This is a genomic window from Modicisalibacter sp. 'Wilcox', assembly GCF_010993675.1.
GTDB lineage: Bacteria > Pseudomonadota > Gammaproteobacteria > Pseudomonadales > Halomonadaceae > Modicisalibacter > Modicisalibacter tunisiensis.
This window is the reverse complement of sequence record NZ_WNXF01000011.1, coordinates 74288-96899: the sequence shown is the minus strand read 5'-3', so window position 1 is coordinate 96899 and position 22612 is coordinate 74288. Positions and strand designations below refer to the sequence as shown.

Below are 22612 nucleotides of genomic sequence, written 5' to 3'. Positions count from 1 at the left end.
CGGACGCCCGACCCCTTGCAGGGCCGGGCGTCGCGTACGGGCACGCGGCCCGTTCAGGATGACTGCAGCTTGTCCTGCGTGCGCGTCTCGAAGTCGCTGGCGTCGTGGCGCTCGTGGAGCTGGGTTTCCGGCTCGCCGAAGGTACGGTTGACCATGCGCCCGCGCTGCACTGCCGGGCGGGCAGCAATTTCCTTCGCCCAGCGCACCACGTTGGTGTACTCCTGCACCTGCAGGAATTCCGCCGCGTCGTAGATCCGGCCCAGCACCAGCTGGCCATACCAGGCCCAGTTGGCGATGTCGGCGATGGTGTAGTCGTCGCCGGCCAGGTAGCGGCTCTCGGCCAGGCGCCGGTCGAGCACGTCGAGCTGGCGCTTGACCTCCATCGCATAGCGGTCGATGGGGTACTCGAGCTTCTCCGGGGCGTAGGCGTAGAAATGCCCGAAACCGCCGCCCAGGAAGGGCGCGCTGCCCATCTGCCAGAACAGCCAGTTGAGCGTCTCGGTGCGCGCGGCGTGTTCCGTGGGCAGCAGGGCGCCGAACTTCTCGGCCAGATACAGCAGGATCGACCCTGACTCGAACACCCGGGTCGGCGGCTGGGTGGAATGATCCATCAGCGCCGGGATCTTCGAGTTGGGATTGACCGCCACGAAGCCGCTGCCGAACTGCTCGCCCTCGCCGATATCGATCAGCCAGGCGTCGTATTCGGCGTCATGACCGAGGGCCAGCAGCTCCTCGAACATCACCCCGGCCTTGACCCCGTTGGGCGTGGCCAGCGAATAGAGCTGGAACGGATGCTTGCCGACCGGCAGCGCCTTGTCGTGGGTCGGCCCCGCGACGGGGCGGTTGATGCTGGCGAACTTGCCACCGCTGGCCTTTTCCCACTTCCAGACCTTCGGCGGCGTGTACTCGGTATCCTGGCTCATGGTGCTCTCCTGGATGAATCGTTGGTGCGGGCCGGGACGATCACAGCACCCCGGCCAGTGCGGTCACGGCAAAAGATAGCGTGTTAAAGATCCTGTAGCGAGCCATCGCCCAGATTGAATGAGACTATCGCCATCAGGATGTGGGCTAATGGAGGGACCGGCATGAGCGATGACAGGAACCGTCCTGACAAGAGCACCTGGGCGATCGGCGGAGGCGTGCTTCTCGGCCTCGGTGCCGGTCTGTTCTTCCTGCGGGAATCGGCACTGGCCTTTGTCGGCTGCCTGCTCGGCGGGCTGGGCCTGGGCCTGATCATCACGGCGATCATCGCCCGGCGAGGGTGACCAGGCGAGCGACGCGTTCCTGCATCGCCGTCATCGTTGCCGCCCCGGCAGCGGCCGCATGGCCGCCCGCGCCGGGGAGCGGCGTCGGGTTGGATGATCGGCGACCGCGTCGCGCAGCGCGCGTTTCCAGCGCAGGTAGGCCCGTGGCGAGGGAATCCGCGGGATATGCGCCAGCTCCCAGTGGATGCCGTTGACCGGATCGTCGAAGAACACCGCGTAGTAGCCCGGCGCATAGACCGTGTACTCGGCGGGCGGGTCGCTGACCGGCACGTCGTTGGGCACCAGGAACTGCCGGTGGAACGCATCCACCTCGCGTCGGCTTCTGGCCCAGAGTGCGACGTGGTGGATCCCGGTGGCGCGCGCCGCGTGCTCGAGCCTCGCCCCACTGCGTGCCGGCTGGATGCCGATATAGCTGTGCGGGACGGGAAAGCGCGCCATGTAGTAGGTGGAGCGATACCCGATATCCAGCGTCCAGAAGCTGGTGTAACCCAGCCAGCCGAACATCCGGTCGAAGAAGGCCACGGACGCTTCGTAGTCGAGCACCGAGAACTCGACGTGATTGATGCCTCGCCAGCGCATGACGATCCCCGCTCTCCAGGAGTCCTCCGACAAGATTGGCAGAGTCCCCGGATGACTGCCCGCCAACCCACATGCCCTCGCTATCTCTCGCGATGCCGGAGATCGGCCCACCATCAGACAGCGGCTTCGACACGCTCCAGCCGCCAGGCGACTTCCATGAAGCGCGTCACGCCCGCCTCGCGAAAGCGCGCCTGATGGGCGATGACATCCTTGCGCGACAGCTCGGTCAGTGTGTAAGCGCCATCGTAGAGGCGGTGAAGCTCGTCCGGCAGCACCGGGAACGGCGGCCCGTCCATCTCCCGCGGGTCATACTCGAAGGTGATCAGCAGCTGCGGTGCCTCGCCCGACAGCGCCAGCACCTTGGCCACGTAGGTCTTGCGCATCGGCTCCGGCAGCGCCACCAGCGCCGCGCGATCATAGACCAGGTCCACCCGGCCCAGCGCCCCGGCCGGCAGCGCAAAGATGTCGCCCTGGAAGACGGTCAGCCCGCCGTGATGCCAGCGTCGTCCACCTTTCCAGTCATCGATCGTCGGTTCGACATCGAGCTCTTCGAACAGCTGGCCGACCGCCAGCTCGCTCAGTTCCGCCCCCACCACCTCGTGCCCCTGAGCCAGCAGCCAGCCGATATCGCGCGTCTTGCCGCACAGCGGCACGAAGATCCGCGCCCCGGCCGGCAGGTCGAAGCCGGGCAGGTGGCGCTCGAGAATCGGGTGCACGAAGGGCAGGTGAAAGCCCAGCTGGGCGTTCTGCCAGCGGGACCGCCAGAAGTCGGGTTCCATCGAGCTACTCCGGTTGAGGATCAGAGAGCCCCGAGTATGCCGCACACGCCCGAGGGATGGCACCCGCCGGCCCGACGCGCAATCTGGTAGCCTACCGGCACACCATGCGACCCCTCGCCGCCTTTCCTGCCCGCTACCGGAACACCGCCATGCCCTGCCCCGTCGCCTCTCGCCGCTCTCCCCTCGCCCGCACCGACCGCCCGAGACGAATCCACGCATGAGCGACACCCGCCTGTTCCGCTCGCTGCGCGTCTACAACTACCGGCTGTGGGCCGTCAGCGCGCTGGTTTCCAACATCGGCACCTGGATGCAGCGGGTCGCCCAGGACTGGCTGGTGCTCAGCGTGCTGACCGCCAACAACGCCAGTGCGGTGGGCATCACCATGGCGCTGCAGTTCGGCCCGCAGCTTCTGCTGCTGCCGCTGACCGGCTACGCCGCCGACCGTTTCGACCGCCGCCGGCTGATCCGTCTCACCCAGACCCTGCAGGGCCTGCTGGCGCTGGGTCTGGGGCTGCTTACCGTGACCGGTGTGGTGACGCTGTGGCAGGTCTACGCCTTCGCGCTCGGACTGGGCTGCGTCAGCGCCTTCGACGCACCGGCTCGGCAGACCTTCGTCAACGACCTGGTGGGCGAGCGCTACCTGGCCAACGCCGTGGCACTCAACTCCACCTCCTTCAACAGCGCGCGGATGATCGGCCCTGCCGTGGCCGGCCTGCTGATCGCCGCCGTGGGCACCGGCTGGGTGTTCCTGATCAACGCCGCCTCCTTCGCGGTGATGCTGGTCGCACTGAGCCGCCTGCGCCGTGCCGAGCTGCACCGGGTCGAACGCCCGGCGCGCCGCCGGCGGGGTGACCGAGGGCTTCCGCTACGTGGGCCGCCGCCGCGACCTGCTGTGGATGCTGGTAATGCTGGCGCTGATCGGCACCTTCGGCTTCAACTTCCCGATCTACATCTCCACCATGTCGGTCCGCGTGTTCGGCGGCGACTCCGGCCAGTACGGCCTGCTCAGCTCCTGCCTGGCCCTCGGCTCGGTGAGCGGCGCCCTGCTTGCCGCCCGCCGCGAGCGCCCGCGCATACGCCTGCTCGGCCTTGCCACCCTGGCCTTCGGCCTCGGCTGCGCCCTCGCCGCCCTGGCCCCCGGCCCCTGGCCGTTCGCCGAGGCACTGGTGCTGATCGGCTTCTCGGCGCTGACCTTCAACACCACCGCCACCGCGCTGCTGCAACTGGCCACCGAGCCGACCATGCGCGGGCGCATCATGGCCCTGCGCATCGCCGTGACCATGGGCGGCACGCCGGTGGGCGCCCCTATCGTCGGCTGGATCGCCGATCATGCCGGACCGCGCTGGGCGCTGGGCGTGGGCGCCGTTTCCGGGGTGATCGCCGCCGCCATCGGCGGCCTGCTGGTGCTGCGTGCCCGGCGCGCAGCCCGGCGGCAAGCGCATCAGGACACTGCCTGAGCGTCAACGCTCCCGGCCGGAGCCTTCCTCCCCGAGGCCCTCGCGGCTGACGACCATCCCCTCGCGGGGCCACCACTCGGGATGCTGCTCACGGATGAAGCTCATCAACCGCTCGCGGATGTTCATCTCCGCCACCCAGCCGGCGAAGGGATCCGAGGTCATCAGGTAACAGCTGAACGTCTGTGCCATGCCGGTCTGCCCCGTCACGTAACAGCACAGCTTGTGATGCTCGATGACGCTCTCTTCTTCCTGGGCATATTCCATGAATCTCTCCCGCAGGCACGGGATATCCGCACTCAGGTGCACGGTCAGCACCAGGCTGCGGTACTCCTTGGCGTTCTTGACCGAGAGATTCTCGAACGGCTTGGAGACGAAGTACGTGACCGGCACGATCACCCGCCGCTCGTTCCACGAACGCAGGCGGATGAAGGTGTAGAAGATGCCTTCCACATGACACCACTGGCCCTCGAACATCACCAGATCGCCGATGCGGATGGATTTGGCCAGCGACAGCTGAAACGACGACAGGATGTTGCCCAGCACGGCCTGGCCGGCGATACCCACCAGCACCGTCAGCACACTGGCCGAGGCCAGCAGCGACATGCCCAGCGTCTCGAAGAGCCGGATCTGGCTCAGCACGTAGACCGTCACGGCGGTGACCGTGACCAGGATGATCAACCGCCGCAGCGCATAGAGCGTGGTCAGCAGCTTGCGATCGTCCTTGTGCTTGGTGTCGTCGATAGTCCCCATCAAGCGCCGCGTCATGCGCAGCATGAGGGTATCGACGAGACGAATCGCGATGGTCCCCGCGCCCCAGGCCATGATGGCGATCAACAGCACCCGGAAGGTGGTGGTGACCACCGCCGAGAAGGACACCACATAGTCCAGCAGCGCCTGGGTCACCAGCGACATGACGATGAGCGCCATCGGCATGCGGATCTGGCTGGCGAAGATGCTGACCGCGCCTGAGGGCAGAAAACGCTTGATCAGGCCGACGAGCCGGTAGATCCACCAGCCCGTCAGACCGACCGCCACCAGCACCAGGGGAATGGCGATCCACTCCCAGAGCTTGAGCGGCCCGAACGCCGTCTTCAGGGGCTTGGGAAGGTACGACTCCAGGAAGGAGGGGCCGTACTTCTCGTAGAGCAGCGGCACCGACGCGACGCTGTCCGGCATGACCAGCCACACCGGCTCCTGCTCGCCCACCCGATAGCGGCCCAGCCGGATGTCATAGACCTCCCCTTCGGCGGTGAGCGAGGCCAGCTTGATGTTGCGACGCGGCTTGCCCGCATGGGGGCGCTTGTCTGCCGCATGCTCGGTCGCGGCATCCTGACGACCGGGCAGGCTGGACACCTCGAGCCATTCGCCTCGCCTGAGCACCTCGGCCAGCTGCATGGCGAGCGTGCCGCCGCGCTTGCGCTGCTCCGCCGGTTCCAGCTCGGAAAGGTTAAGAATATGCGCCGCCGCGCCGAAATTCTCCTGTTTCGTCAACTCCAGAAAACTCCGGATCGCTTCCCGCGGGGTCGACCGCTTGACCACCTTGGGCGCCTCGCCCAGGCCCGCATTCAGCGAATCGACGGAGAACCAGAGCTCCGACTTGTCCTCCTCGTCCTGAGGTTGCGCCATGCACAGGCTGGAAAATACCAGCGCCACTGCAGCGACCAGCCACAGCCGCCACGAATCGTTTTTCGTCATGCGTCCCTTACCGATATTCAGTGGGTCATCCGTGTCATCCACCGCCCGCCGAGCCAATCCCGGTCCGGCGGGCCGCGCCTGCCGACCGGCCTTCCGGGCCGGTCACCGTTCAAGTACAGCCCACCGGCTGGCGGGGCGTCCACAACATGAGTCAGCAAATACTGACGATTGAGGTCAGGCTGAGTGACACCAGGTTCGTCATGCGGGCAGGCACAAAAAAGCCCTCCGGCCAGAGGCGGAGGGCAGCGAGGATAGTCGGACGGGACGCCGGCAGCAGCGCCTGTTACGGGCTGGGGAAACGTGAACGGAAGAAGATATGCAGGATGCCCATGGCACCGTGGCCAATGATGTAGGCCTCGATCAGTCCGGTCAGCAGGGCATGGACCGATCCCGCCTGAGGCGCCCAGGGCAGGTGATAGCTCCAGGAAATGAACCAGGTGAAGCCCGAGAACACCACAAGCAGCAGCGCCCCCAGCCCCAGGCCGTGCATGATGGCCGCCAGCCCGCCGGGGCCCGGCTCCGGCATGCGCAGCCGCAGCAGCGTGCGCAGATCAGCCATCAACGGCGCGACATTGCCCACCAGCCAGGGAAAGTAGTAACGCAGGCCGCGATGCCGGATCACCGCGAACAGGAAGATCAGCGAGATCGGCACCAGCAGCAGCCCCATGCCGATATGCAGCCAGGTGCCATAGCGCTCGGGGAGCTGGCTAGCCACCTCGCCCGTCCGGGTGAATCCCATGAAATTGCTGAGGATGATCTGGCCGATCACCATCGACAGCACGGTCAGGTGAAACGCCAGCACGAGCGGTGTCTGGCGCTCCCGGAAATACCCCATGGTGGTGCCCACTACGTTCATTCGCCCTTCCCCCACGTTACGTATCGAGCCGACGACCCTGTTTCCGGGCCTGCCGGCGTGGCGCGCTCCGGCGATCCACGACTCGCCGAATGTAGTGATACCACCGCTATCTTAGCTTTAGCTTAAGGGAATGGGGGAGACAGATCGGCTTGACCGTCGTTCCTCCATCCGCCCTCGCCCCCATCCCGAACGACTCACGCTGACCCGCGAAGAGCTAAAATTGTTATTTGCAAAATACCGACGCCTTCTACACTGGGGAGTGACCGCAAGGCTCTCCGGCAACATTCAACAAAAAGGAATCGATCGCAGAAACATCGTGGCCGTTGTCGGCAGCATGGTGTGGACGCCAAGGAGTTCGGATACGCGATCCCACCAGAGGACAACAGACTGGATCAAATACGGACATTACCAAGGGGTGTTATCATGAATACTTTTGCAAATGCTTCTCTGCCCATGCTGGTTGGGGCATCTCTTCTGTTTGCCTCCTCTGCCATGGCCCAAGGGGTAGGCCCGGCAACGGGTGACAGGGAGTTCTCCATCTCCGGGACCGGTACCAGCAACAAGGACTTCGACAACGGCAGCTTTGGCGTTTCCGGCGACTACGGCTGGTACCTGTCCGATCGCACGCTGGTGGGGCTTCGTCAGAGCGTCAACTTTGCTGACGTGCAAGGCGAGAGTGACAACACCTGGAATGGCAGCACCCGGGGCTTTGCCGATTACCACTTCGGCAGCAGCGCGGCCCGGCCCTTCGTGGGTGCCTCGCTCGGCGGCATCTATGGCGACGGCGTCAAGGACACCGGCATCGCCGGTCTGGAAACCGGCCTCAAGTACTACATGCTGCCGAGTACCTTCATCCAGGGCAGGGCCGAGTACCAGTTCCTGTTCGACAGCAGCAACAGCGCCCAGGACAACATCGACGATGGCGCCTGGGCCTACACCATCGGCATGGGTATCAACTTCTGACCGGAAACGAACCATGATCGTGAAGTGACCCGATTGGGAGCGAACACCCCTAGCGACTGGGGTGTTCGCGCCCAATTTGCGCCCAAGAAAACTCGCCACGGTTTTCCGATGTATTCAAGGCGAATGCGACGAGCCTGTTGATCGCGACGCCGAGGTTGACCCCGCGATGACATTCGAGCGATTCGTGTTGCTACCAGGGGCTCGGGAAATGCGAAAGACCGCAGATATGCAGGATGCCCATCGCGCCGTGACCGAGGGTATAGGCCTCGATCGACCTGACGTGAACCCTCCTGACGAACGACCCGGAATTTCCGGATAGTTGGTTCTCGCACCAGCTCACCTTCGTCGTAGACGTTCAGAACGTGCTCATTGATCGCCCGAATACCCTTGTCAAAAGGTGCGGACATCTGCCGCTGGATCAGCCATACCGTCTCGCGGCCTTCGTCCAGACGCACCTCGACCGCCTTCTCGGCATCCTCGTAGATCAGGATCGAGCCGTACTGGCTGCCACGGCCGGTGTGCACGTTTACCCCTTGGGGCAACTTCCGGTGCAACAAGGCCATCTGGAGGGCGTCACAGACCCGGTAATGCCGCCGCGTGCAGGCCCAGGAACCCGTTACGGAAACAACGCCTTTCCATCGCCATTATCCTGGAAAAATACTCGGCACTATCCCCATAAAACAGGATTAACATCTTAATTATCAGCACCTAGCCGATTTTCTGGGAAGTATTGATAAACTCCCTCGCATGACGGCTCTGCTCCAGCGGAGCACTTCGTATCCACTGGCAAGGAGACTTTCATGGCCCGCAATATCATCGTTCTGGGTGCCGGCATGGTCGGCGTATCCGTGGCCTGGCACCTGGTGCGTCGCAGCCATGACGTCACGCTGGTGGACCGCCGCGAGCCGGGGCTCGAGACCTCCTTCGGCAATGCCGGCATCATCCAGCGCGAGGCGGTGCGCCCCTACGCCTTCCCGCACGATATCGGTACCTTGCTGCGGGTGCTGCCCAACCGCCAGGTGGACATCCGCTACCGTCCTACCGGCATGATGAGTGCGGCGGGCCCGCTGTTGGAGTACTGGCTGAACTCGAGCGGTGAGCGCTACGCGCGCATCGTGCGCGAATGGGCATCGCTGATCATGCGCTGCCAGGAGGCCCACGCGCCGATGATCGAGGCCGCCGGTGCCGAGGCACTGGTGCGCAAGGGCGGCTGGCTGGAGCTTTACCGCACCCGCAAGGAATTCGAGGAACGCCAGCAAGTCGCCCAGGAAAACCACGAGCGCTTCGGGGTCGAGTATGACGTGCTGGACGCCGAGACGCTCTACGCCAAGGAGCCGCACTTGGGCAAGGGGCTGATCGGGGCGATCCATTGGACGCAGCCCTGGATGGTCTCGGACCCCGGCGGCCTGGTGCAGGCCTACGCCCGCAGTTTTGCCGAACAGGGCGGCCAGGTGAAGCAGGCCAGCGTCGAGGACGTGCTCCAGGTTGAGGGTGGCTGGCAGGTCAAGACCAGCGAGGGGGATCTGGAAGCCGAGCAGGTGGTGGTGGCCATGGGCCCCTGGACCGGTGAACTGCTGGCGAGGCTGGGCATGAAAGTGCCGCTGTTCGTGAAACGCGGCTACCACATGCACTACTCCGCCGAAAACGAGGCCAAGCTCAACCACTGGGTGATGGATGCCGAGAAGGGATTCCTGCTCGAGCCGATGCGCGCCGGGATTCGCCTGACCACCGGCGCCGAGCTGGCCGACCTGAACTCGCCGCCCCAGTACAAGCAGCTGGCCGCCGCCGAGAAGGTGGCACGCAAGCTGTTCCCGCTGGGCAAGCGTCGCGACAGCCAGCCCTGGAAGGGCGCGCGGCCCTGCATGCCCGACATGAAACCGGTGATCGGCCCGGCCCCCGACAAGGATGGGCTGTGGCTCGCCTTCGGTCACGGCCATCAGGGCTTTACCCTGGGCCCGGCCACCGGCGAACTGCTCGCCCAGATGATGGATGACGAAGCGCCTGCGGTGGATATGGCCCCGTTCCGCGTTGACCGCTTCTGAAGGTGAGGCTATGACGAAATCGGGCGCCCTTGAGGCGCCCGCTTCGAAAGATAGCAACGATGCCTGTACGAGCGGTCAAGCCGAGAACACCCAGCATTAGCCGCTTAGGGTGCAGAAACTAGGGGGCATTACATAGCTCACTCCCCCAACCATACCCACTTACATAAGAGAAACAATAGAATCCCAATCACGATTGGTGACCATAACAAATCTTGCTCGGCCTTGACTTTCCTTAGCCCACAGCTCACCGATCATGCGATCTTCCTTAGCTTTGTCCGTCGAGTAACGATCACCGCCCTTGTATTCGACAACTAAAATCGTTCCATCGGGTAATTTACAGACAAAATCCGGCCAGAACTTGCTATCGGATTTTTGTAGAAAGAAGGCACAAGCCGGTTTGCGGTCCAAGTTACGCACCCAGAATTCGATATTTCCTTTGCTAGCTTGGTCGTCCAGCCAGACGGCACATTCGAATTCCTCTTTGCTGTCAAAATCACCAACCTGACCATAGTAATGGTGCCGAAAAATTATATGACCAAATCGGTTATCATATACCCGATTAGGTGCATAACCATAGGGGGGAAACTCAAATTCCATCCCCACCTCACCGACTACGACATCTACCTTGTCATTGCTATTGAACAGAGAGTCTTGATACGCTTGCTTCACCGCAAGTTGACGCAACTCATCAACGCGTTGCTCAAGCATCTCACGCAGCAAGAACTTATGTGAATTAAGATACGCAAGATTCAGGGTATCAAGTTTCAAAAGCCCTTGGACCCATCGAGTGACAAAGGCACGCTTGCTTTCATGCGTTAGCGTCTGATCGGGCAAGTTGCGACATAACCAGGCCACCAAATCGACATCATTGAAGTGTTCCGGCTGATAGCTCAGCGCCAGATCGTGCGTTACCCCTTGCATGAAATCGACATTGAGGCGCCCAGCGTTGTCGTCGGTGTCAATCTTACCGACCTCCGCCACACCGTTGCCTTCGAGACGTTGCCGCTGTGCCGTCGTCGGGTCGGCATCATACAGTGAAATATCCCACGGATAGTTCAACACTTCCGGGTCATCGAAGAGCTGCAATTCTCCCTGAACGCGCAACCCCATTTGCGGTACGGCTAACGGCTTACCCAATTCCGAAGGTGTCTGAAAATGCTCGAAACTAGCTTGTGTTCGACTCTCTTTGACTGCCTGCACTACCACTTCACGATCTTCATCCGAGCTTACCGCCTGTGTCACCGCCTCAGAATCAGCATCGTCCAACGGTTTTTGAATGGTCAGCGTCTTGGTCTTGGGCTCCCATGTCACTTTATCGCCCAACTTGTTGAGATCACGCTTGGCGGGCTTAGTCTTCAGTGTCACAGGGATCGGTTTGAACGTGGCACGTGCCTCAAAACGCTCGAAATCGAATGGTGTCTGTTGCGGTTGCGTGGCTTCGACAAACTCCCGCGCTTCCCGGCGTTCGAATCCGGCCCCTTTGACCAAACTATCACGCAGGCTATCAGCCGTATCTCGGAAGCTGCGTGATACAACGTAGGCGTAGGATTGGTTCAGTACACTATCCGGCCTGGCCTTAGCTTCTGGCTGGCGCAGCACACGCCCTAGAAGCTGCTCCACCGCCGTTGAGGAATGCAGTTCCGCCATACTCACCAAGATATACGCCCATGGGCAATCCCACCCTTCGGCCAAGGCCCGTTGCGTAATAACGAATGTCACTGGGCAATCAGGGTCCAGGATGCCTTTTGCATAGGTCTGTTCCAGCGCTTCCAGTTCTTTGTATTCACTGGTTGCCCGTGCGATGCACTCAACCGGAATTTGATGGTTATCCTGTAACTCTTGCCACAGTGTTTCGACATCCAGGGTTTCGTGCCCCGCACGACGCGGCTCAGCTTGGATCAACACAATCGGGCGAAGAGGGTTCGCGCCTTGGCGGCATTCAGCATCGGCTCGCCCTTGCAACTCACCACGCCAGGCAATGGCTTGACTGAGGCACTTTTGCCACTCCGGCTGGGTTTCCAGGCGGATTGGCAGCTTGATCATTTCCTCGGCTTTCAGCTCGGCGGCCCACACACTATGCAGCACATTACTGGGCGTATGCGTGGTATCCGGCGTCGCGGTGAGTTCCAAAATACCGGAAGGGTTCAGGCGGCGAAGCGTTTCGAACCCCAACGCGGTGCGATTGTTGTGTGCTTCATCAACGATCACGAATGGACGGTGTAGGCGCAGCACATTGGCTAGAGAATATGGCACCGTGGCGCCATCCTCGCTACGGAGCAACTTTTCCTTCTGCTCAGCCGCCAGATTGTCGAAATGCCCCATCAACGCGCCGCTCGACTCATAGACCTTGCGGCTTTCAGTTTCTTCAACTTGGAAGGCTTGCCGCGTACAGACAATGATGACTGTATTGCTGGAAAGGGTGCCGGGTGTCACGCTCTTCGCTTCGTCGATATCCATGACCGTGACCGGTCCGGCATCACTCAGGGCAGCATGATAAGGATGCCGAGGGTCTTTGAGCGCCTTGAGCGTCTGCTCGCGAATGGCATTGGAAGGCACTAACCACAGCACCACGCTGTGGGAAACATGAAGCAAATGCGCATTCACCATGCCAATCGATCGTGCCGCTAGCCACGTCTTGCCGCCACCGGTCGGAATACGTAGGCAAAAGTACGGCATCGCGGGGTTAAAACCCGCTAGAGGACGATAGGGAACTCCTTGTCCCCAAAGCGCTCTCGTTGTCTGATAAAACGCGGTATCTGCATCCCCCAGTTCCCGACAAGCCTTCAAGTAGGCCAGCAGTGAATCGAGTGCCTGCTGCTGATAGGATTTTGCAACGAATCCGGCCATGGTCCACCTGTTTATTGATCGAGGGCGTAGGGCGTTTGCTTGAAGACGATCTGTTCACGGCGCAGGCGCGAGGCTCCCAGACGACAGGCCGCCGCATAGAGAGTCTTGGGGCCATCATGGGCTGGCAGGCTATCCAGCACCGGGCCCGTCAGCACATTACCTCCTTTCACGCTTTTGTCGCCCAGAATACCGTTGAACAGTAGATAAATGGCCTGCCCTTCATGAATACCGAGCAAGGGCGAGGTGAAACGTTTCTCCCCCGTTTTCTGGGGTGGCAATCCGGTGCCAGTTTCCTTGAACCAGACGAATTCCGCCAGCTGCTCGAACGTGACGTCATCACGTACCTGGCCGAAGGCATCGAACATCGGCTCATCACTCAGACGGTAATACCGAAAACCACCGCCCAACCCCTCAATAGCGTTTCCGTTATTATCTTTGTAGCCTTCGGCCACACGTTTAACCCGCTCCGCCGTAACATTTTCGGCAATAGATTTATCCATCTCGACAAGAATATACTTCCGATCGCCTCCATCTTCAGCATTCTGCTCCATGACTGCATGAGCAGTTGTTCCTGTTCCTGAAAATGAGTCCAACACTATGCCGTCCTTAGGGCAGCAATAGCTTATTATCCTTCTAACAACTCCTAAAGGCTTCGGAAAAGCAAAAACCCTTTCATCGAGTATTTCATCTAACTCTCTTGCGCCAGAATGAGTATTAAAATCGGACCAAAAAGAAGAAGCAGGCATCCGATCCTGAACTTCCGTCAAAAACCTCTTCTTTCTAGGCCAACCTCTTTTAGAATTAGGCGGCCACCATATCTTATCTTCCTTAAGAAGTTTCTCATAACCTTCTTTGTTTGTAATCCACCCTTTTGCAGGGTCCGGATCCCAAACATTATCAGTCCCTGGCTGCTTCATACTATAATCATGAAGGTTAGGCCTTTCTTTTTTCGTGGCCTTACCCTTGAGAGGGTCCGTAACGTAAGGGCCACGTCCATCTCCGTCATCTTTTTTAAAGCTAGACCGGTCTATCTCTCGACCCTCGATAGCTCCAGATTTTGTTTTTCCATAAACAAGTATGTACTCATGATCTGGAGATAGCTTTGTCTTAACCCTATTATCTGTATTCCTAGTCCTCCATGCTATAGTTGCGATTCGATGATTAATCCCAAAAATTTCATCCATCAATAACCTGAAATTACCGACTTCCACATCATCGATAGAGGCCAAAATGACGCCATCATCTCTCAGAAGTTCTCTCAGCAGCTTCAAGCGAGGATACATCATACATAGCCACTTATCATGACGTGAAAGATCCTCCCCTTCTTTTCCGACTACCTCATGCAACCACTGGCGAATTTCTGGGCTATTAACATTATCATTGTACACCCAGCCTTCATTCCCAGTATTGTAGGGAGGGTCAATATAAATACACTTGACCTTGCCCGCGTAGCGCGGCAACAGTGCCTTAAGCGCATGAAGGTTATCACCCTGCACAATCAGGTTACCGCTATCCTTGCCACCACCATCCAGTTCAGGAACAGGTTCCAGAAGGCGATACGGCACCTTTTTATGATGAGTGACAACGGCATCTTTACCGATCCAGTTGAGCGTGGGCATGGATGTTCTTTCTTCTCGAGTCAGATTACTTTATCGGTGGAAGCTGTACAAAGCGTTACCAGCATACCAAGTGGCAACATAGGCTTACACTGCTTGATGAAAAACGCCCGCTTGTTGGCGGGCGCTTTTATTAACGTTTCACAGCTTTCCTTTACCCCTATCACTCCCACTCGATCGTCGCGGGCGGCTTGCTGCTCACATCGTAGGTCACCCGCGATACGCCGCTGATCTCGTTGATGATGCGGTTCGAGACCTTCTCGAGCAGCTCGTACGGCAGGTGCGCCCAGCGGGCGGTCATGAAGTCGATGGTCTCGACGGCGCGCAGGGCGATGACCCATTCGTAGCGGCGGCCGTCGCCGACCACGCCGACGGATTTCACCGGCAGGAACACGGCGAACGCCTGGCTGGTCTTGTGGTACCAGTCGGCGTTGTGCAGTTCCTCGATGAAGATGGCGTCGGCTTCGCGCAGGATGTCGGCGTATTCCTTCTTCACCTCGCCGAGGATGCGCACGCCCAGGCCCGGCCCCGGGAAGGGGTGGCGGTAGACCATGTCGTAGGGCAGGCCGAGTTCGAGGCCGAGCTTGCGCACCTCGTCCTTGAACAGCTCGCGCAGCGGCTCGACCAGCTTGAGCTTCATGGTCTCGGGCAGGCCGCCGACGTTGTGGTGCGACTTGATGACGTGGGCCTTGCCGGTCTTGCTGGCGGCGGACTCGATCACGTCCGGGTAGATGGTGCCCTGGGCGAGGAAGTCCACGCCGTCGATCTTGGCCGCCTCGCGGTCGAACACGTCGATGAAAGTGTTGCCGATGATCTTGCGCTTGGCCTCGGGGTCGTGGACGTCCTTGAGCTTGCCGAGGAATTCGTCCTCGGCGTCGACGCGGATCACCCGCACGCCCATGTGGCGGGCGAAGGTTTCCATCACGTGGTCGCCCTCGTCCTTGCGCAGCAGGCCGTTGTCGACGAACACGCAGGTCAGCTGGTCGCCGATCGCCTTGTGCAACAGCGCCGCGACCACCGAGGAATCCACTCCGCCGGAAAGCCCCAGCAGCACGTGGCGGTCGCCGACCTGCTCGCGCACGCGCTCGGAGAGGTCCTCGATGATCTGCGCCGGGGTCCACAGCCGCTCGGCCTGGCAGATCTCCAGCACGAAGCGCTCGAGGATGCGCTGGCCCTGCAGGGTGTGGGTCACCTCGGGGTGGAACTGCACGCCGTAGAAGCGCTTCTCGGGCCAGGTCATGGCGGCGATCGGGCAGCTCGGCGTGGAGGCGGTGACGTTGAACGCCTCGGGCGCCCGGGCGACCTTGTCGCCGTGGCTCATCCACACGTCGAGCAGCGCGCTGCCGTCGTGGTCGACGTGGTCCATGATGCCGCCGAGCAGGTCGTCATCGCCCGCTACCTTGATCTGCGCGTAACCGAACTCGCGCTTGTTGGAGCCCTCGGTGGCGCCGCCCAACTGTTCGGCCATGGTCTGCATGCCGTAGCAGATGCCCAGCACCGGCAGGCCCAGCTCGAACACGCACTCGGGGGCGCGCGGCGAGCCCAGCTCGGAGACCGACTCCGGCCCCCCGGAGAGGATGATGCCGTTGGGGTTGTACTCGCGGATCTCGGCTTCGGTGATGTCGAAGGCGCGAACCTCGGAGTAGACGCCGATCTCGCGCACGCGACGGGCGATCAGCTGAGTGTACTGGGAGCCGAAGTCGAGGATCAGGATCTTGTGGGCGTGAATGTCGGTCATCGGGTGCTCTCTAAATAAGCAACGGCGCCTGGTCAGCGCCGCTGGACAACGGTGTCTTGCGAACGGACCGATTCGCTCGATCCGTTCGAAAATCCTGCGAGCGAGCGCGGATGGGACTTATCCGGCCCGATAGTTCGGCGCTTCCTTGGTAATCTGCACGTCGTGGACATGCGACTCGGCGAAACCGGCGCCGGTGATCTGCACGAACTGCGGCTTGGTGCGCATCTCCTCGACGTCGTGGCAGCCGGTATAGCCCATCGAGGCACGCAGCCCGCCCATCAGCTGGTGGACGATGGCGCTCATCATGCCCTTGTAGGGCACGCGGCCTTCGATGCCTTCCGGTACCAGCTTCTCGGCGCCTTCGGACTTGTCCTGGAAGTAGCGGTCGGCACTGCCCTGGCTCTGGGACATCGCGCCCATCGAGCCCATGCCGCGGTAGGCCTTGTAGGTACGGCCCTGGTAGAGCTCGACCTCGCCCGGGGCTTCCTCGGTACCGGCCAGCAGGCCGCCGATCATCACCGTGCTGGCACCGGCGGCGATCGCCTTGGCCAGGTCGCCGGAGAAGCGGATGCCGCCATCGGCGATCAGCGGGATGTTGAAGGGCTTGAGCGCCTCGGCGACGTTGGAGACGGCGGTGATCTGCGGCACACCGACGCCGGCGACGATGCGCGTGGTGCAGATCGAGCCGGGGCCGATGCCGACCTTGACGGCGTCCGCGCCGGCCTCGGCGAGATCCCGGGCGGCTTCGGCAGTGGCGATGTTGCCGCCGATGACCTGCACCTCGGGGTAATGCTCCTTCACCCAGCGCACCCGCTCGATCACGCCGCGGGAGTGGCCGTGGGCGGTATCCACCACGATGGCGTCGACGCCGGCCTCGACCAGCGCCGTGACGCGCTCGGGAGTCTCCGGGCCGGTCCCCACGGCGGCGCCGACCAGCAGGCGGCCGTCGGCGTCCTTGGCGGCGTTGGGATAGGTGCGCGCCTTCTCGATGTCGCGCACGGTGACCAGGCCGCGCAGGCGGAAGGCGTCATCGACGATCAGGATCTTCTCGATGCGGTTTTCCTGCAGCTTGACCTTGATGGCATCGAGCGGGGTGCCCTCGGGCACGGTGACCAGCTTGTCGCGCGACGTCATGATCGCCGCCACGTCATCGCTGTGGTCGGGTTGGAAACGCATGTCGCGGCCGGTGACGATGCCCACCAGGGTCTCCCCTTCCACCACCGGGAAGCCGGAGTAGCCGTACTCGTCGGCCATCGCCAGCAGGTCCTTGAGCTTGGCTTCGGGGCTGACGGTGACCGGGTCCTTGACGATGACGCTCTCGTGCTTCTTGACCTTGCGCACCTCGGCGGCCTGCGCGGTGATGGTCATGTTCTTGTGGATGATGCCGATGCCGCCTTCCTGGGCCATGGCGATGGCCAGGCGGCCTTCGGTGACGGTGTCCATGGCGGAAGAGACGAGCGGGATGTTGAGCGTGAGGTTGCGGGTCAGGCGGGATTTGAGGCTGACGTCCTTGGGCAGGACATCCGAGTAGCCGGGTACGAGTAATACGTCGTCGAACGTAAGAGCTTCTTGCGCCATACGTAGCATATCGGAATCACCCAATGAGCAGATTGTGGGGAGGGGAGAGAAGTTAATCGACCATTATAACGCTGCCCCATTCTCCTCTCAATGTAGCCTTGACTTGGCACAGTGCTGTCGCCAGGGGCCGATCCGGGGACAAGTCTGCAAGGGGGCGCTGTGATGCGGCGAAGGTGACATGACGGACACTGCATTCTCCCGCGGCACGCTGCCCTCCCCCGGAATGCTAGACTGCCCTTCCCGTTTCATCGTCAGCGAGGCCGCCATGCCGGAGACCGCCCCCGAGACCCTGTCGGTCAGCGAACTCAACCGCCGCGCGCGGATGCTGCTGGAGCGCGGCTTCGGCGAATGCTGGGTGGAGGGCGAGGTCTCGAGCCTGGCGCGGCCGGCCTCGGGGCATGTCTACTTCACTCTGAAGGATGACCGCGCCCAGGTGAAGTGCGCGCTGTTCCGCAACCGCGCCCGCTTCACCCCAGCGCTGAACAACGGCGACCGCGTGCGCCTGCGCGGCAAGGTGTCGCTGTTCGAGCCACGCGGCGACTACCAGCTCATCGTCGAGGCGGTGCAGCCCGCCGGCCAGGGGGATCTGCTCGCCGCCTTCGAGCGCCTCAAGCACCGGCTCGCCGCCGAGGGCGTGTTCGCCAACCGGCGCCCGCTGCCCTGCCCGCCGCGGCATCTGGTGGTCATCACCTCGCCCACCGGCGCGGCGATCCGCGACGTGCTGGCGGTGATGGCCGCACGCTGGCCACTGGCCCGGGTCAGCGTGCTGCCGGTGCCGGTGCAGGGCAAGGCGGCGGCGCCGGCGATCATCCGCGCCCTGGCCCTGGCCAATGCCGACCCGCGCTTCGACGCCATCCTGATAACCCGCGGCGGCGGCAGCCTGGAGGACCTGTGGGCGTTCAACGACGAGCACCTGGCGCGGGCGATCTTTCATTCGCGGCTGCCGGTGATGGCCGCGGTGGGCCACGAGGTCGATGTCACCCTCGCGGACTTCGCCGCCGACATGCGCGCCCCCACCCCGTCGGCGGCGGCCGAGCAGCTGGTGCCCGACCAGCACGACCTGCGCCGGCGGCTGGCCGCCCTGGCCCGGCGCCTGGCTCACGCCCAGCAGCGCCGTCTCGAGGCCGAATATCAGCGCCTCGATCACCTGCGGGCACGGCTGCGTCACCCCGGCGAACGGCTGGCCGGCCAGCGCCAGCGGCTCGAGGCCCTCGACGCCCGCCTGCAACGCGGCCTGGCCCGGCGCCTCGCCGAGGAGCGCCGACGACTGGTAATGCTGCACCGCCGGCTGGGCGCGGCCGACCCATCACGCGACGTGGCCCAGGCACGGCAGCGGCTCGCCACGCTGGAGGCGCGTCTGCATGCCGTGATGCCGCGGCAACTGGAACGCCGCCGCGAGCAGCTGGCCGCGCGGGTGCGCGAGCTCCAGGCGGTCAGCCCGCTGGCGGTGCTGGGGCGCGGCTATGCGATTCTCGAGAACGCCGAGGGCGAGGTGATCCGGCGCTCACAGGACACCCGCCCCGGTGAGCGGCTCAAGGCACGGCTCGGCGAGGGGCGGCTGAGTGTGGAGGTCAAGCGGCGCTATCGCTGACGCGCCGGCTTCAGGCGCGACTGGCGGGCTCGGCGCCGGGCTTGAAGGCGCTGGGCTCCAGCGAGTGGCGGCCGAGCAGCTTGTAGAAGTCGGTGCGGTTGCGCCCGGCGATGCGCGCGGCCTGGGTGACGTTGCCCTCGGTGATCTTGAGCACCTTGACCAGATAGCTGCGCTCGAAGCCGGCGCGCGCCTCGTTGAACGAGGGCAGCGCGTTCTCCTCGGCGGCCAGCGCCTGGGCGACCAGCGCTTCGGGGATGATCGGCGCGCTGGTCAGCGCCACGCACTGTTCGACCACGTTGACCAGCTGGCGGACGTTGCCCGGCCAGGCACAGGAGGCGAGCAGGTTGAGCGCCTCGGAGGAGAAGCCCTTGACGAACGGCTTGTGGCGCTCGGCGGCCTGGGTGACCAGGTGCTTGGCGAGCAGCGGCACGTCCTCGGCGCGCTCCTTGAGCGGCGGCAGGCGCAGGTTGACGACGTTGAGGCGATAGTAGAGATCCTCGCGGAAGTCGCCGTCGGCCATCGCCCGGTCCAGATCGCGGTGGGTCGCCGAGATGATGCGCACGTCGATGGGCACCGAGGTGGTGGAGCCCAGCGGGCGGATCTGGCGCTCCTGCAGCGCGCGCAGCAGCTTGACCTGCAGCGGCAGCGGCATGTCGCCGATCTCGTCGAGAAACAGCGTGCCGCCGTCGGCCGACTGGAACAGCCCCTGGTGCTGGCTGACCGCGCCGGTGAAGGCGCCCTTGGCATGGCCGAACAGCTCGCTTTCCAGCAGCTGCTCGGGCAGCGCGCCACAGTTGATGGCGACGAAGGGCTTGTCGGCCCGGCTACTGGCCTTGTGAATGGCGTTGGCCAGCAGCTCCTTGCCCGAGCCGCTGGGCCCGGTGACCAGCACGCTGACGTCGGAGCCGGCAACCATCCGCGCCTGCTCGAGCACCGTTTCCATCTGCGGGCTGCGGGTGATGATCGCCGAGCGCCAGGCATTGTCGCCCTCGGCCGCCGGGCCGGGGGTCTGGCTCAGGGCGTCGTCGATCGCCTTGAACAGCTCGTCGCGGTCCACCGGCTTGGTCAGGAAGCTGAACACGCCCTGGCGGGTGGCGCTCACCGCGTCGGGAATCGAGCCGTGGGCGGTGAGGATGATCACCGGCAGCCCCGGCATGCGCTTCTGCAGCTGCTGGAAGAGCGCCATGCCGTCCATCTCGTCCATGCGCAGGTCCGAGAGCACCAGGTCGGGGCGGGCATGCTCCAGGCACTCCAGCGCCTGGCGGCCGCTTTCCGCGGTGGTGACCCGGTACCCCCGGCTTTCCAGGCGCATTCCCAGCAGCCTCAACAGGCTGGCGTCATCGTCGACCAGCAGAACATGAGCCGCATGCTTCACGTCGTCACTCCTCGGCATTCGCGGCGCCAGCCCGCCCCGCTATCGTCGCTTTTCGTGGTCGGGACGCGGTTCACTGCTGGCGCGAATTGATACTTTCCTCGATCTCGGTCAGGGCATCGAGCTTCTTGGCCAGCGAGTCCCGTTCCCTGGCCAGGGCCTGACGCTGATGCTCGCTGTCGTCGATCTCCTCGACCAGCGAGCGACGCGCCTCGAGCCCGTTGAGCCACTGGCGCAGCAGTGGCTGCAGGCGACTCGGCGCCATGGCCAGGTCGGCCTTGTAGAGCTCGGAGGCCGCCTTCCAGTCGCCCCGGCCGCTCCAGGAGAACACCACGGCACGCGCCAGTCGGTCCCGGGTCGTGTCGCCGTCGACCTTCTCGAGGGTCTGGCGGCGCCACTCGGGCCCGCCGCGCTGGGCGGCCAGGCCGAAGGCGACCCAGGCGTCCAGCAGGCAGGCCTGCTCCTCGAGCGTGGGGATGTCGGACAGGCACTGCGCGTCATCGCTGGCGAAGGCCGTGGTGCGCTGCGGCAGCCACTGACAGCCCGACGCAACGAGCGTGAAGGCCAGCAGGCCGGCCACGAGAACGGGATGCTTCATGTAGTCAGTTCCTTGCAGATTCGGCCGCAGCCGGCAGGGGCGGCGGCAACTCTTCTTTATCGTTATCGGCGAGCGCCTCGGCGCTCCAGGGCAGGGTCAGGCGAAAACACACGGCCAGCGGGTCAGTGTCGGCAAGTATCAGCTGGCCGTTCTGCGCCCGGGCGCAGTCCTGAGCCACCGACAGACCGATGCCGGACCCCTTGAGCGCGCCCTTGCGCCGCGCCCGCCCCTGATAGAAGGCATCGAACAGCCGCGCCCGATCGTCGTCGGCGATCGGCTCGCCACTGTTGGCCACCTCGAGAATCAGCGATCGCCCCTGGCGAAAGGCGCGCAGTTCCAGCTCGCCGCCATTCTCGCCATAGGCGATGGCGTTGGAGACCAGATTATCAAGAATGCGCAGGGTCCGCTCGCGATCGGCGGACCAGTCCAGCGGCTCCTGGAAGGCGCTGACCCGCATGCCCTTCTTCTCCAGCGCCAGCTGGTGCTTGGCGAGCACCTCCTTGATCACCGTGGCGACGTCGAAGCGCTCGTTGCTCGCCCCCTGGTTATGCTGCAGGAGGTTGTAGTCGAGCAGCTGCTCGATCAGGGTCTGCAGCTCCTCGCCGCTGGCGTCGATCAGCTCGACGATTTCCCGCTGGCGCGGCGTCAGCTCGCCGGCGACATCGTCGCAGAGCAGCCCGGTCCCCTCGCGGACGCTGGCCAGCGGCGTCTTGAGCTCGTGGGACATGTGGCGCAGGAACTGCTGCTTCTGGGCTTCCAGTTCGTTGAGCCGCTGGGACAGCCAGTCGAGGCGGTCGCCCAGGCGCACCAGCTCGGCCGGCCCCTGGATCAGCTGGGCCGAGGGCGGCTCGAGGCCGCTGCCGAGGCTGAGGATGCGCCGCTCCAGCTGGCGGATGGGGCGAATGATCAGCCAGGTGAACAGCAGCATCAGCGCCAGGCTCGCCGAGACCAGCGCCGCCGTCTGCAGCCACAGGCGCCGCTGGACCTCGCCGGCCTGGTCGCTGATGGCGTCGATGCGCGCGTCGATCTGCAGGTTGGTGGCCTGGCGCACCGCGTCGGTGCGGTCGGCGAAGCTGGCGAACTCGTCGAGGCTGTCGCGGACTTCCTTCGGCGACTTGCCGGGGAGCTCGGCCAGCGTCTGAATCTGGTCCTGCAGGGCGGTGATGTCGGGATTGTCGGGCAGCAGCCGACGCTGGGCCTCGAGCAGCCGGGCGTACTCGTCGGCCTTGTCGGCGAAGATCTCCATCAGGCCGGGCTGTTCGACCACGGCGTACTGGCGGGCGCTGCGCTCCATCTCCACGGCCAGGTTGGAAAGGGTGCGGGCCCGACGCGTCTGGTCGACCGCTTCGCGGGCACTGACATTGGCCAGCTGCGACAGCTCCGACATGCCCTCGCCCGCCTGGAACATCAGCACGGCGATCGGCAGCATCACGACCATGAAGGCCAGCAGTACCAGCTGCAGCAGGGATCTGGGGCGCCAGCGGCGAGAGACCTGAGAGGTCATGGAAACCGTTCTATGCAGAAAGAGGGCTAAAGTCATTCATTCTCTCCGCACAGCATAACAGACTTAACCTTCGATAAGTCGGCGTGGGCCTTCGACCTGCAAAAAAAGAGGGCCGGCAGAGCCGGCCCAAGG

Annotated in this window: 17 protein-coding genes and 1 pseudogene; 6 read left to right on the top strand and 12 right to left on the bottom strand. The window is 63.5% G+C overall.

The window, feature by feature from the left end; all coding sequences use genetic code 11:
* Positions 1-53 precede the first annotated feature (53 nt).
* Positions 54-923: a glutathione-dependent disulfide-bond oxidoreductase gene (yghU, locus tag G7A98_RS11385; RefSeq protein ID WP_163649793.1), complete on the bottom strand. Its 870-nt coding sequence runs from the start codon at positions 921-923 to the stop codon at positions 54-56.
* A 162-nt stretch (positions 924-1085) separates the two neighbouring features.
* Between yghU and G7A98_RS11380 the strand changes: the two genes are divergently transcribed.
* On the top strand, positions 1086-1265 hold the full coding sequence (locus G7A98_RS11380; protein ID WP_163649792.1) for a hypothetical protein: 180 nt from the start codon (positions 1086-1088) through the stop codon (positions 1263-1265).
* A 30-nt stretch (positions 1266-1295) separates the two neighbouring features.
* Here the strand turns inward: G7A98_RS11380 and G7A98_RS11375 are convergent, their stop codons facing one another.
* Together G7A98_RS11375 and tmpT are read right to left on the bottom strand one after the other, a co-directional pair.
* Complete coding sequence (locus G7A98_RS11375) at positions 1296-1844, bottom strand: VOC family protein (RefSeq protein WP_163649791.1); 549 nt, start codon at positions 1842-1844, stop codon at positions 1296-1298.
* 113 nt (positions 1845-1957) lie between these two features.
* Positions 1958-2623, bottom strand: a complete 666-nt coding sequence (gene tmpT, locus G7A98_RS11370) for a thiopurine S-methyltransferase (RefSeq protein WP_163649790.1) — start codon at positions 2621-2623, stop codon at positions 1958-1960.
* 217 nt (positions 2624-2840) lie between these two features.
* Here tmpT and G7A98_RS16735 point away from each other — a divergent pair.
* Both G7A98_RS16735 and G7A98_RS16730 read left to right on the top strand, forming a co-directional pair.
* Positions 2841-3404 (top strand): annotated as a pseudogene (locus tag G7A98_RS16735) (MFS transporter); the annotation flags it as partial.
* Positions 3405-3426: 22 nt separating this feature from the next.
* Entirely contained in the window at positions 3427-4080 is a 654-nt protein-coding gene (locus G7A98_RS16730; protein WP_346427274.1) for an MFS transporter, read from the top strand.
* A 3-nt stretch (positions 4081-4083) separates the two neighbouring features.
* Here G7A98_RS16730 and G7A98_RS11360 read toward each other — a convergent pair whose 3' ends face one another.
* On the bottom strand, positions 4084-5775 hold the full coding sequence (locus G7A98_RS11360) for a mechanosensitive ion channel domain-containing protein (protein ID WP_163649789.1): 1692 nt from the start codon (positions 5773-5775) through the stop codon (positions 4084-4086).
* A gap of 283 nt (positions 5776-6058) precedes the next feature.
* Entirely contained in the window at positions 6059-6631 is a 573-nt protein-coding gene (locus G7A98_RS11355) for a cytochrome b/b6 domain-containing protein (RefSeq protein WP_163649788.1), read from the bottom strand.
* A 423-nt stretch (positions 6632-7054) separates the two neighbouring features.
* Here G7A98_RS11355 and G7A98_RS11350 point away from each other — a divergent pair, with 423 nt between their 5' ends.
* Entirely contained in the window at positions 7055-7594 is a 540-nt protein-coding gene (locus tag G7A98_RS11350) for a hypothetical protein (protein WP_205596262.1), read from the top strand.
* 800 nt (positions 7595-8394) lie between these two features.
* Positions 8395-9636, top strand: coding sequence for an FAD-dependent oxidoreductase (locus tag G7A98_RS11345; RefSeq protein WP_163649787.1), 1242 nt, complete (start codon positions 8395-8397; stop codon positions 9634-9636).
* 159 nt (positions 9637-9795) lie between these two features.
* On the opposite strand, the gene G7A98_RS11340 is transcribed toward G7A98_RS11345, so the two are convergent.
* The 4 genes from G7A98_RS11340 to guaB all read right to left on the bottom strand — a co-directional run bounded on the left by G7A98_RS11340 (position 9796) and on the right by guaB (position 17424).
* Positions 9796-12483 carry a DEAD/DEAH box helicase family protein gene (locus G7A98_RS11340; protein ID WP_163649786.1) on the bottom strand — a complete coding sequence of 896 codons (2688 nt, stop codon included), beginning with the start codon at positions 12481-12483 and terminating at the stop codon, positions 9796-9798.
* Positions 12484-12494: 11 nt separating this feature from the next.
* A complete protein-coding gene (locus tag G7A98_RS11335) occupies positions 12495-14102 on the bottom strand; it encodes a site-specific DNA-methyltransferase (RefSeq protein WP_163649785.1) in 1608 nt (535 codons plus the stop codon).
* A 160-nt stretch (positions 14103-14262) separates the two neighbouring features.
* Positions 14263-15837 (bottom strand): glutamine-hydrolyzing GMP synthase, encoded by a 1575-nt coding sequence (gene guaA, locus G7A98_RS11330; RefSeq protein WP_163649784.1) that lies wholly within the window; start codon positions 15835-15837, stop codon positions 14263-14265.
* 117 nt (positions 15838-15954) lie between these two features.
* On the bottom strand, positions 15955-17424 hold the full coding sequence (gene guaB, locus G7A98_RS11325) for an IMP dehydrogenase (RefSeq protein WP_163649783.1): 1470 nt from the start codon (positions 17422-17424) through the stop codon (positions 15955-15957).
* 256 nt (positions 17425-17680) lie between these two features.
* Between guaB and xseA the strand changes: the two genes are divergently transcribed.
* Positions 17681-19006: an exodeoxyribonuclease VII large subunit gene (gene xseA / locus G7A98_RS11320; RefSeq protein ID WP_163649836.1), complete on the top strand. Its 1326-nt coding sequence runs from the start codon at positions 17681-17683 to the stop codon at positions 19004-19006.
* 10 nt (positions 19007-19016) lie between these two features.
* On the opposite strand, the gene glrR is transcribed toward xseA, so the two are convergent.
* The 3 genes from glrR to G7A98_RS11305 form a co-directional block, all read right to left on the bottom strand.
* On the bottom strand, positions 19017-20381 hold the full coding sequence (gene glrR, locus G7A98_RS11315; protein ID WP_276207495.1) for a two-component system response regulator GlrR: 1365 nt from the start codon (positions 20379-20381) through the stop codon (positions 19017-19019).
* Between the two features lie 70 nt (positions 20382-20451).
* On the bottom strand, positions 20452-20976 hold the full coding sequence (locus G7A98_RS11310) for a hypothetical protein (protein WP_163649781.1): 525 nt from the start codon (positions 20974-20976) through the stop codon (positions 20452-20454).
* 4 nt (positions 20977-20980) lie between these two features.
* A complete protein-coding gene (locus tag G7A98_RS11305) occupies positions 20981-22480 on the bottom strand; it encodes a HAMP domain-containing sensor histidine kinase (protein ID WP_163649780.1) in 1500 nt (499 codons plus the stop codon).
* Positions 22481-22612 lie beyond the last annotated feature (132 nt).